Annotated in this window: 7 protein-coding genes; 5 read left to right on the top strand and 2 right to left on the bottom strand. The window is 32.2% G+C overall.

Annotated elements, in window-relative coordinates:
- Window positions 1–156: 156 nt before the first annotated feature.
- From ABD715_RS07300 to ABD715_RS07320, 5 genes are all read left to right on the top strand, one after another.
- Complete coding sequence (locus tag ABD715_RS07300) at window positions 157–3,606, top strand: SusC/RagA family TonB-linked outer membrane protein (RefSeq protein ID WP_344787483.1); 3,450 nt, start codon at window positions 157–159, stop codon at window positions 3,604–3,606.
- A 10-nt stretch (window positions 3,607–3,616) separates the two neighbouring features.
- Window positions 3,617–5,032 (top strand): RagB/SusD family nutrient uptake outer membrane protein, encoded by a 1,416-nt coding sequence (locus ABD715_RS07305; RefSeq protein ID WP_344787484.1) that lies wholly within the window; start codon window positions 3,617–3,619, stop codon window positions 5,030–5,032.
- A gap of 115 nt (window positions 5,033–5,147) precedes the next feature.
- Window positions 5,148–6,221: a TlpA family protein disulfide reductase gene (locus ABD715_RS07310; protein ID WP_344787485.1), complete on the top strand. Its 1,074-nt coding sequence runs from the start codon at window positions 5,148–5,150 to the stop codon at window positions 6,219–6,221.
- Between the two features lie 14 nt (window positions 6,222–6,235).
- Window positions 6,236–7,651, top strand: coding sequence for a TlpA family protein disulfide reductase (locus tag ABD715_RS07315; RefSeq protein WP_344787486.1), 1,416 nt, complete (start codon window positions 6,236–6,238; stop codon window positions 7,649–7,651).
- Between the two features lie 144 nt (window positions 7,652–7,795).
- Window positions 7,796–9,004 (top strand): thioredoxin family protein, encoded by a 1,209-nt coding sequence (locus ABD715_RS07320; RefSeq protein WP_344787487.1) that lies wholly within the window; start codon window positions 7,796–7,798, stop codon window positions 9,002–9,004.
- Window positions 9,005–9,162: 158 nt separating this feature from the next.
- On the opposite strand, the gene ABD715_RS07325 is transcribed toward ABD715_RS07320, so the two are convergent.
- Window positions 9,163–11,433 carry a sodium-translocating pyrophosphatase gene (locus ABD715_RS07325; protein WP_344787488.1) on the bottom strand — a complete coding sequence of 757 codons (2,271 nt, stop codon included), beginning with the start codon at window positions 11,431–11,433 and terminating at the stop codon, window positions 9,163–9,165.
- 131 nt (window positions 11,434–11,564) lie between these two features.
- On the bottom strand, window positions 11,565–12,098 hold the full coding sequence (locus ABD715_RS07330; RefSeq protein ID WP_344787489.1) for an inorganic diphosphatase: 534 nt from the start codon (window positions 12,096–12,098) through the stop codon (window positions 11,565–11,567).
- Window positions 12,099–12,144 lie beyond the last annotated feature (46 nt).

Below are 12,144 nucleotides of genomic sequence, written 5' to 3' on the forward strand. Positions count from 1 at the left end.
GGAACAGAGACTAGACATCCTACCGTACCATTCTCAGTCCCCTTTAGTATTGTAATAATTAATTAAAATGTTTAACTAACCAAAACAGTCAAATTTATGAAAATTAAATTTATTAGAGGCCCTATAGTCTTTAGGGAAAAATCGCTACTATTTATTATGAAAACTCTCATCTTTTTAAGTTGTGTTTTAACTTTTGGTTTTAATAGCAGGGCCAGTTTTTCGCAAAATGTAAAAATAAACATTGATAGAGATCAAAAAATATCGGTAATAGATGTTTTCGAACTCATAAAAAAAGAAACAGACTATAGGTTTGTTTACAAAACGGAAGACTTTAAAAATGCCCCAAAAGTAGAGTTAAATAAAGGCACAATTACTGCTCATAATTTACTTACCAAAAGTTTATCTTATGGTAACTATACCTACGAGTTAACTGTTGGAAAAACCATAGTTTTAAAACATATTACGAGTGTAAATAAAAACAATTATCAGCAATTAATAAAAGGTAATATTACAGATGTTAATGGAGCACCTCTAGTAGGAGCCAATATTATAGCAACAAACTCAAAAGGAGAAATACTGCGAGGCGCATCGTCTAATTTTGATGGAGATTATAAAATAAGCGCTTCAAAAGGAGATATTTTAAAATTCTCTTATGTTGGTTTTATACCACAAGAAATTACAGTTACTAACCAACAAGAACTTAATGTTATTTTAAAAGAAAATGCAAATAAGCTAGACGAGGTTATTTTAAATACAGGATATCAAAAAATATCAAAAGAACGTGCTACTGGATCTTTTGAGCAATTGAATGAAAAAACATTAAGCATAAAAACATCTCAAAGTATTTTTGATAAAATTGAAGGCGAAGTTTCTGGGGTTTTATTTGACGCCGAAGATGGGGCAACAATTAGAGGTATAAGTACAATAAACTCTGTAAACGATCCTTTAGTTGTGGTAGACGGTTTTCCTATTGAGCAAGGAATAGAAACCATAAACCCAAATGATGTTGAAACCATTACTGTTTTAAAAGATGCAGCTGCAGCTTCTATTTGGGGTATAAGAGCAGCAAACGGAGTTATAGTAATTATTACCAAAAAAGGCACTAAAAATGCTAAGCCTGCGGTTAGCTATTCAACTAGTTTTTCTATAACCAATCAATTAGATTTACACGAACAGCCATATGCAACTACAGAAAGTTTTTTAGAATTTGAAAAACACATGGCAGATAATTCTTGGAGGAACCTACCAAATGCCTTTAACTCGTCAAACATTTCAAAAGGACTAGAAACCTATCTATCTTTAAACGAAGGGTTAATAACTAATACAGAAGCAGATGCTATTATAAACAACTTAAAAAACATTGATAGCAGAGATCAATTTGAAGATTTATTTATAGCAAATCAAACTTGGTTGCAACACAATTTAAGCATTAATGGCGGAGGCGAAAACAGCAGTTACCGTGCTTCTTTAATGTATAATCAAAATAAAAATAACGGATCGTTTAAAAACAACGATGGCGATCAAATTGTAGCTAATATTAGCAACCAAATAAACATATCTCCAAAATTTACTTTTACTGGTAGAGTTAATTATTCGCAATCCAAATCGAAACTAAACGGACTGTCTCTTTCTAATGCTATAGGCTTAGACCAATACCAAAATATTATAGATAGCAATGGTGAGCGCTTAACACAATCTCAAGGGTTTTATCAAGAATTTAAAGACGCTAGAAGTGTAGAAAACGGATATCCTTACAACTGGGATTATAACTTATTACAAGAATTTGAAAACAAAAATAACAGTTCTAAAAGTTCTCAAATTAGATTACAAGCTGCTTTAAATTACAAAATAACAAATCATTTATCTTTAGAAGGCAGGTACCAGTACGAAAAGGGCATTACAGAAAATAGAAACCTTTACAACGAAAACACGTTTCAAGTAAGAAACCTAGTTAACACTTACACGACAAACACAGGAGCTAACGGAGCTTTAGTTAGTGCCATTCCAGAAGGAAGCATGTTAGATTTAAATACATATAATTCTGAATCTCAATCAGGGAGATTACAATTAAACTACAATCAATCTTTTAAAAACAACTTACACAACATTAATGTTATTGGTGGATACGAGGTAAGAAAAGTACTTTCGGACTCAAACGGAAATAGATTATATGGTTACGACGACCAGTCGCTAAATTTTGCAAGTAATTTAAATTTTGCCGATAGATTTCCTACCGTTTACTTTTTTGGAGAAAATCAAATTCCTAACTATGCCACTATTACAGAAAACGAAAATAGATTTATTTCGTACTACGGAAACTTTGCTTATACCTACGATAAAAAATACACCCTTACAGGAAGCACACGCTTAGACGACGCCAATTTATTTGGGGCTAGCGATAAGTATAAAAACATCCCCTTATATTCTATAGGTGGTAAATGGGCTATCCATAACGAAGATTTTTTTAGCAACAAAACAATAAACTATTTATCGCTAAGAGCAACTTATGGTAGCAATGGTAATGTAAACAATACTACAAGCCCATTTGTACAAGCAGGAATTTCTACAGACCCTTTTACTGGAGACGAATACGCTTTTATTTCTAATGTTAAAAACCCAGAATTAAGACTAGAAAAAGTCTACGTAACTAATTTAGGTTTAGACTTTGGTATGTTTAACAACAGGCTTAGTGGGTCTATTGAATACTATAAAAGACGTAGTGAAGATTTACTATCCAATGTTATTTTCCCTTCTATTTTAGGATTTAATTCTGCTTTAATTAATGCTGGAGAAATGGAAAACAAAGGTATAGATGTTTCTTTAAAAGGTCTGGTTATTAACAAAAAAGACTTTAAATACAATACAACACTTAACCTTGGATATAATAAAAATACAGTTACAGAAGTAGATGTTCCAGAAAACACACCTTTTGCATATACTATTCTGCGTTCTCCTTTAAAAGACAAACCTTTACGCTACTTATACAGTTATCAATTTGAAGGTTTAAATGAAGAGGGAGACCCTTTATTTTTAAATGAAGAAGGAGAGCTAGTAAATAGAGACATCGATGTGGTTGAAGCCTTAAAATACGAAGGCACAACAACTCCAAAAGTATATGGTGGTTGGGTTAATCAATTTTCGTACAAAGGTCTTACTTTAAGAGCTTTAACAAGTTTTAAGTTTGGTCATGTATTTAGAAACACCAACTTTATGGATTATGCAAGTCTTCCAAATGCTTTTGGTGGTAACCACTATATACATAAAGATTTTGAAAACAGATGGCAAACCCCAGGAGACGAGTTAACTACAGATATTCCAAGGATACCAACAACAAGAACAGATGCCACTCTAGACACTTACCAAACGTATTACAAATATGGCAGTCAGCATGTAGATGATGCTTCGCATATTCGTTTAAGAGAAGTTGTATTAGGCTATCAATTAAATGATAAAATAACCAATTTAGCAGGTTTTAAAAGACTATCTATTAGTCTTCAAGCAACAAATTTAGCCTTAATTAATTTTAACAAATGGGATGTTGATCCAGAGAGCTTAATCTTTAAAATAAGACCAACATTTACCCTAAGTTTAAATGCTAATTTCTAAAATGTTAATTATGAAAAATACACTATATATACTATCACTTATATTACTAATGTTTTCTTGCGACAGAGAAGATTATTTAGATATTCAACCAAAAGGTCAAGTAATTCCTAGTAAAATTAACGATTATAGATTGCTTTTAGATCAAACCGAAGTATTTGGAAACACTCAAGGTTTACAAGTCATATCTCCTGGATTTGTAAATAGTTTTTCTAATAACGAATTAACTAGCGATGATGTTATGATAACAGACAATCTTATAAGTTTTTTTCCAGACGGAGTTGCATCAACAAATACGTATACATGGAACGATAATATTTATACTGAAGCCGAAGAAGATGGCGATTGGCAAACCTTATATGGCCAAATATATGTATCTAACATTATTATTAAAGATGCTCCCAATGCCAGCGATGGTACTTTAGAAGACAAGCTCGCTTTAAAGGCAGAAGCACAAGCACACAGAGCATTTGCTTATTTTTCTTTAGTTAATTTATATGCACCACATTATAACGCAGCAACCGCAAACACAGATCTTAGCATACCTTTACGCTTAAACACAGAACTTATTGGTATAGACTTTCCTCGTGCAACTGTAAGCGATGTTTACGATGTAATTTTAGATGATTTAACAGAAGCTGTAACATACTTACCAAATACACCAGAATTAATTCATCGCCCATCAAAAGCGGGAGCATATAGTCTTTTAGCTCGTATATATTTATACATGGGAGATTTTGAAAATGCTAGAGACGCTGCCAATAATGCATTGACACTAAATAATACACTAGTAGACTTTAATACGTTTCCAGATTGGTTTTTCCCAGGCATAGCTAGTCCAGGAGATATTCCTCAAGAAGATCCAGAAATTATTTGGCATAAAGCATCAAGCGGAACATACAGTACAACAATTGCTTCTGATGATTATTTAAATTTATTAGAACCTAACGACCAAAGAAGACGTTTGTTTGGCCCACCTTCACTATTTGGCTTATCTGGCACAGAACAAATATATGCTATGGGATTTGCTAGAGGTTTTAAGCCTATTGGCCCTTCTACTGCCGAAATGTTTTTAACCAGAGCAGAGTGCTATGCAAGATTAAACCAAGTAAACTTAGCTGTTAATGATTTGAATACATTACGAGAAAAAAGAATGGATACCGATACCTTCACCCCAATAACAGCCACAGATCAAAACGAGGTTTTAGCTTTGGTTAAAAAAGAAAGAAGGCTAGAGTTGTTTATGAAAGGCCATCGTTTATTCGATTTAAAACGCTACAACGTATACGACACACCAAAAATAGACCTTACACACACCTATAATGGCAATACATTTACTTTGCCTGCCAACAGTAAAAACTGGGCTTTACCTATAGCCAAAAAGTACATCTTACAAAACCCAGAAATAGGAGATAACATAAGAGATTAAAACAAGTTTTTATAAGCTTATTTAAAACTAAAAAGCTAGATAATTTTACCTCTAGCTTTTTAGTCTATTAACAAACCTTTTGGTGTATCAAAACATCACACTATCAAATTTTACCATGAAAAAAACAAAATTCATTTTAATTATTGCTACCCTAGTTTTAAGTGCTTGCAATAATGCAGAAAATAAAAAACCAGACACTTGTAAGCTCAATATTAATGTAGATGGATCTAGCAATGGTATTTTAACCATAGCACCTTACCAGCGTGTAGAAACTAAGGAGGCTTATAATAAATTTACCATTAAAGATTCTATTAAACAAAAAACAACCACCATAGAAATAGATACTGTAAAAGCAATAAGAAGAATATCTATTAATTACAATAATAAAACCTACCAAACAGAAATTTTTACTGGCCCGGGCGAATTTAATCTATCTATAATAAACGATAGTCTTATAGTAAAAGGCACACCAAAGCATAAGGAGTTTATTAAAATTAAAGAAACGCTTGGCCTATCTAAAATGGAACGTTTAAGGTATAAAAAAGACTTAACTCCAGAAGAAGAAAACTTTAAAACCAGCTTTGCTTCAAACCTTATAGAAACAATTAAAAAGCACCCAAAAAACATTGCTTTAGCTCAAACAGCATATAGTCAATTTTGGGGAGCAGATGCAAAAACTTTAGATACGGTTTTAAATAGTTTTGACAGCAGTTTACACACCAATTATTTTGTTGCACCCCTTGTAGAAAGAAGAAAAAATTTAGATTTAGTAGCTGTTGGTATGCCTGCACCAACATTTACACTTAAAAGTTATGATAATAAAGATGTGTCTTTAACAGACTACAAAGGCAAGTATTTACTAATCGATTTTTGGGCATATTGGTGCGGACCATGTATAAAAGGTTTTCCTGAATTAAAAGAAATAAGAGAAACTTATACAGAAGACCAACTATCTATTTTAAGCATAAGTACAGATAAAAATTATGATAAGTGGATTGAAGCTGTAGACAAACATAAATTACCGTGGACACAAGTTATTGATGATGCTAAACTACCTGTAAGTATTGGTAGTAAATATACTGTAATTGCAATTCCGCATTTAATATTAATATCTCCAGAAGGTAACATTGTTTACAAACATAAATATACAGATAGCCTAACAGAAGAGTTAAAGAAAATATTAAATTAATACCCCTTTTATTTATGAAGAATATTATTTTAATAACTAGCTTAATATTAAGTTTGGTTGGCTGTAAAGAAAACTCTCCTAAAACTACAGATTACGTTATAATTTCTGGAACAATAACCAATTCAAGCTCAAAAACAATAGAGCTAAAGAATAGTATAATGTTTGATGTAGACCCTAACCCTAAACACACTATTAATCTTTCAGAAAATGGTTCTTTTAGAGATACTCTTAATGTAATGGATGGGCATTTTTACTTTATAGAAGGTAAAAACATTACATCATTATATCTTTATAAAGGTGTAGACATCAATATCTCTTATAATGCCACAAACTTTGAAAGTTCAATAAAGTTAACAGGAGAAGGCGCTCCAGTTTCAAAATATCTGTTAAAAAAAGAAAGAATTATTAAAAAAGCCTATGGTAGAACAGGAGAAGATGCTCAAAACTCTAAAAATATATTTGACAATATAGAGGCAGACTTTATAACCAAAATAGATGATATAAAAACTGAAATGGAAATTGCCTTATCGGAAACCCAAAATATTCCTGAAGAGATAAGAGCTAAAGAACAAAAAGACATCCATTATCAATATATAGATTTTATTTCAAGATATAAAAGTGTTTACCCATACATCAGCAAAGACTCTACATATATCCCATCTAAATCATTTACAAAAGCATTAGATGAATTAACTTATGATAGAGTAGAAGATTTCATGCAATCAAGTCTTTACCAATATGCATTATTTAATCACTTTAAAGATATTGCAGTAAAAAACACAGAGGAATCCTACCCTACAGACATGGAGTTTTTAAATGTATTTAATACCGTGCCCAATGAAGTTATTAAAAATAAAATGCTGTATTTTGAAACAAACACAAGGTTACCTAGAAAAGATGATTTAACTGAAATTTATAATTTCTTTATGAATAACTCTACAGATACATTTGATAAAGAAAGAATAACAAATTTGTATAATGAGTTAAAAGTATTAAGTAAGGGAGCCCCATCACCTACATTTGAAAACTATGAGAACCATGCAGGAGACACTAACTCTTTATCAGATTTTAAAGGTAAATATGTTTATATAGATATTTGGGCTACTTGGTGCGGACCATGTAAATATGAAATTCCTTTTTTAGAGAAAATAGAAAAAGAATATAATGATAAAAACATAGCTTTTATTAGTATATCTGTAGACACTAAAAAAGCCTATAGTGCATGGAAAAATATGGTAACAAACGATAATATGAAAGGCATTCAGCTTTTAGCAGATAAAGCTTTTAAATCTAAGTTTGTTAAAGATTATAAGGTAAATGGCATTCCAAAATTTATTCTAATAGATCCTGCTGGTAATATTGTGAGTTCTAATGCTCCAAGACCTTCTAGTGATAACATTAAACCCTTTTTAAACAAACTATTAAACTAACATAGTTTACTTATTTCTTTTTCTGTATAACGCAGGTACTCATCTTGTCATAAAAAGCCTTTTAAACTTTAACTTTTTGTTAGTAATGGTAATTATAATTTTTAAAGTCTTAAGGCATGTAAAACAACTTAAAATATTAAACCAATGAAAAAAGTAGTCGTATTAATAATTTTCACCTTCATTTCAACAGCATCATTTTCTCAAGGCATATCTTTTGAACATGGTACATTTAAAGAAGCTATCGAAAAAGCAAAAAAAGAAAACAAATTGGTATTCATGGACTGTTACACAACTTGGTGTGGCCCTTGCAAATGGATGAGCAAAGAAATTTTTCCTCAAAAAGAAGTTGGCGATTTTTTTAATGACAACTTTATTAGTATTAAAGTAGACATGGAAAAAGGAGAAGGTATTGCCTTAAATAGCAAATATGGAATAAAAGCTTACCCTACTCTACTTTTTATAGATGGTAATGGTAACGAAGTACATAAACTAGTGGGAGGATTAAAAGCTCCAGATTTAATTGAAGGTGCTAAATCTGCATTAAATCCTAACTTAAGAATAAGTTCGCTTAAAGCAAAATACGACAGTGGAAATAAAGACCCTGAATTTTTAATGTCCTACTTATCTGCTTTAAAAAAACAGCATGACAGCAAAAATATGGCTACTGTTGCTAAAGAAATTATTAAGCAGTCTGATTTAGAAAAATTTATGACTAAAGATTTATTTTTTGTAATCTCTGCTGCCAATTATGCATACAATACTAAGGCATTTAACTACCTATTAAAAAATAAAAAAAAGGTAAAAGAAATAACTGAACCTTTTGAATATGGTACCGTTTTCTATTCACCTATTTACGTTCATTTACAAGAATACGCAACAAAATGCAAAAGCATTAAAGAACTTAACAAAGAAGTAGATAGATGTGTCAAACCTTTTGGCATCAATGAATTTGGAGATATAAAAATGAGTTTAAGTTATAACTATTACCTTGCTAATAACCAATTGCAAACTTGGTATGATAATAAAATAAAAGATGCAGAAACTCTAAAAGGAGACCAAAGATACATTCATAATTATTATAACATTTGCGATGAGATTTTAAGATCTCCAAAACTATCTAAATCTACAGAGATTATAGACAACTTCATTAAAATAGCTGTAAATTTTGCTGCAGATAAAGAGAATGGTATTATTATGGGAAACCTTATGTTGGCTAAACTTTATTTACATACAAAAGAGAAAGAAAAGGCTAAAAATAGCTTTAATGTTTTTTTTGAAGAAAACGCAAAATCTGGAGGAGTAAACGATCATCCATCTGTAACGAATCTTAAAACAGCTATTTACAACCTATAAAAGCTCTATATAAAAAGTACAAGACTAAAAACCACGCTATTAGCGTGGTTTTTTTGTTACTTAATTTGAATTAGTCATAATAAAAAAAGTTAATTACTTTTTATAAAGTTTGTTTAATTTAAAAGCATTTGTATTTGTAATAGCATCATCATGCAACGCTAATTTTTATTAACTTTAACCTTGTTAAAGGTTTCTGCTTTAAGTGGCTCTGCGTGTGTGTATACCACTTCGTTTATTTCTGTTTTTTGTTCTACATAATTTGCAACACCACCAGTAGTTATAGCAATACTTGGAGCTATTACTAAAGCTACAACAGACATTAATTTTAATAAAATATTTAAAGAAGGTCCCGATGTATCTTTAAACGGATCTCCAACTGTATCGCCTACAACAGCAGCTTTATGTACGTCTGTTCCTTTTCTACCATCTTCTTCAATGGTTTTCTTAGCATTATCCCATGCGCCACCAGCATTAGACTGAAATATAGCCATAAGAACGCCACAAGTGGTTACACCCGCTAGTAAACCTCCTAGCATTTCTGCGCCTCCAACACCAAACCATTGTCCGCCAAAACCAACTAAAACAGGCACAACAATAGCTAACAAACCTGGTAAAACCATTTCTTTAATAGATGCTTTTGTAGAAATATCGATACATTTCCCATAATCGGCAACACCATCTGCAGCATCAAAAATAGCTCTATCTGCTTCATTCGCTTTAGTCATGTCAGAGTCATATTTTCTCATAATACCTAAAGCAGCTTTAAGCTCTGGAATATCTCTAAATTGACGACGCACTTCTTCAATCATTGCCATGGCTGCTCTGCCAACTGCATTCATAGATAAAGCTGAAAAAACAAAAGGTAACATACCACCTATAAGTAACCCAGCCATAATATCTGGTCTAGAAACATCAATAGAAGTTATATTGGCTGTTTTCATAAAAGCAGCAAATAGCGCTAAAGCAGTTAAAGCAGCAGATGCGATAGCAAACCCTTTACCTATTGCAGCAGTGGTATTACCAACAGCATCCAATTTATCTGTACGTTCTCTAACTTCGCTTGGCAATTCTGCCATTTCTGCAATACCACCGGCATTATCACATATTGGTCCGTAGGCATCAACAGCTAATTGTATGCCTGTATTAGCTAACATACCAACTGCTGCAATAGCAATACCATATAAACCTGCAAAATGATGAGACACCATAATTGCAGCTGCAATTAACAAAATAGGAATTGCTGTAGACATCATTCCTACCCCTAAACCTGCAATAATATTGGTTGCTGCTCCAGTTTCGGATTGTTTTACAATATCCATTACTGGTTTTTTACCTGTAGCAGTATAATATTCTGTTATTTTCCCTACAGCTAAACCTGCAACCAAGCCTGCTATTGTAGCCCAAAATACACCCATAGATGTGTAGGTAGTGCCTGAATCTACCCAAGATTCTGGTAGCATTTCATTAATTATAAAATAAGAAGCCACTAACATTAAACCAGCAGAGCCAAACTCTCCAATATTTAATGCCGCTTGCGGATTTCCACCATCTTTTACGCGTACAAAAAAGGTTCCTAAAATAGACATTACAATACCTACAGCTGCTAGCATAAGTGGTAAATATACTGCTCCTAAACCATCAAAAGCATCTTGAAATTCTGGTAATGTAGCATAAACAGCACCCAATACCATAGTACCTATAATAGAACCTACATACGACTCAAACAAATCGGCTCCCATACCAGCTACATCTCCAACATTATCTCCTACATTATCTGCAATAGTTGCAGGGTTTAAAGGATGATCTTCTGGAATACCAGCTTCTACCTTACCTACTAAATCGGCTCCAACATCGGCAGCTTTGGTATAAATACCACCACCAACACGAGCAAATAAAGCTATGGACGACGCCCCTAAAGAAAAACCAGATAACACATTAAGCACCTCTCCTATTTCCCAGCCTTGCCCACTATATAACATAAACAATCCGCTAAGTCCTAAAACACCTAAACCTACTACACCTAAACCCATTACTGCACCTCCCGCAAAAGCAACCTCTAATGCTCTTCCTAAAGATTGACGAGCAGCCTGCGTTGTTCTTACATTGGCTTTGGTTGCTACTTTCATGCCTATAAAACCTGCAAGTGCAGAACAAATAGCACCAACAATAAAAGACACCGCTACCATACCATTAGAACCTACTTCAGAGTTTCCTTTAAAATATAGCAGTATAGCTACAGCAATAACAAAAATTACTAAAACCTTATACTCGGCTTTTAAAAATGCCATGGCACCTTCAGAAATGTTTTTGGCAATTCGAGCCATTTTAGCATCACCTACTTCTTGTTTAGAAACCCAAACATTTTTAATAAAAACAAAAGCTAATGCTAAGACCCCAAAAAGAGGCAGAAAATTCACTATTAATTCCATATTTAGTTAGTTGATTAAAAGGTTAATATTTTTTTAACAGAACTAAAAGTAGGAAAATAAAAGTGATAAAAAAAACCACCTTAAATTTAAGATGGTTCAATTATATTGCAATATTTTAAGAATATGATAATTTATATCGTAAAAGTACGTTTTTTCTTGTGCTCACTATCATCATATCTTTTAACACATTCGTGGTAAATTTTAACTGCAGCTTCAGCATTTCCCCATCCACCAGTATCAACTTTCTTCTTTTCTAAATCTTTGTATACTTGAAAAAAGTGTTCTATTTCTTTAAGTCTGTGTGGGTTTAAATCTGTAATATCCATTTTATTGCTCCAAATTGGATCAGAAACAGGTACACAAATCACTTTCTCATCTGGTCCTTTTTCATCTGTCATATAAAAAACACCAATTGGTCTTACTTCCATCACCACCATTGGATAAGTTGGTTGGTGACCAAGTACTAAAACATCTAATGGATCTTGATCTAAAGCTAATGTTTCTGGAATAAAACCGTAATCTCCTGGATACATCATAGAAGAAAACAACATACGATCAAAACGAATTTTATGTAATGTAAAATCGTATTCGTATTTATTTCTACTTCCTTTAGGTATTTCTATTAAAACATCAAAAGTTACTGATTCTTTCTTTTTATCACTCATTATTTATTTCGTTTTTGTCATTCTTTAATAATTAAAGAATGTGATT

The sequence above is a fragment of the Postechiella marina genome, assembly GCF_039538365.1.
Taxonomy (GTDB): domain Bacteria; phylum Bacteroidota; class Bacteroidia; order Flavobacteriales; family Flavobacteriaceae; genus Postechiella; species Postechiella marina.

Excerpts from the sequence above, each read along its gene's own strand:
- ABD715_RS07300 (WP_344787483.1), top strand. The coding sequence starts at position 157 with ATGAAAACTCTCATCTTTTTAAGTTGTGTTTTAACTTTTGGTTTTAAT.
- ABD715_RS07305 (WP_344787484.1), top strand. The coding sequence starts at position 3,617 with ATGAAAAATACACTATATATACTATCACTTATATTACTAATGTTTTCT.
- ABD715_RS07310 (WP_344787485.1), top strand. The coding sequence starts at position 5,148 with ATGAAAAAAACAAAATTCATTTTAATTATTGCTACCCTAGTTTTAAGT.
- ABD715_RS07315 (WP_344787486.1), top strand. The coding sequence starts at position 6,236 with ATGAAGAATATTATTTTAATAACTAGCTTAATATTAAGTTTGGTTGGC.
- ABD715_RS07320 (WP_344787487.1), top strand. The coding sequence starts at position 7,796 with ATGAAAAAAGTAGTCGTATTAATAATTTTCACCTTCATTTCAACAGCA.
- ABD715_RS07325 (WP_344787488.1), bottom strand. The coding sequence starts at position 11,433 with ATGGAATTAATAGTGAATTTTCTGCCTCTTTTTGGGGTCTTAGCATTA.
- ABD715_RS07330 (WP_344787489.1), bottom strand. The coding sequence starts at position 12,098 with ATGAGTGATAAAAAGAAAGAATCAGTAACTTTTGATGTTTTAATAGAA.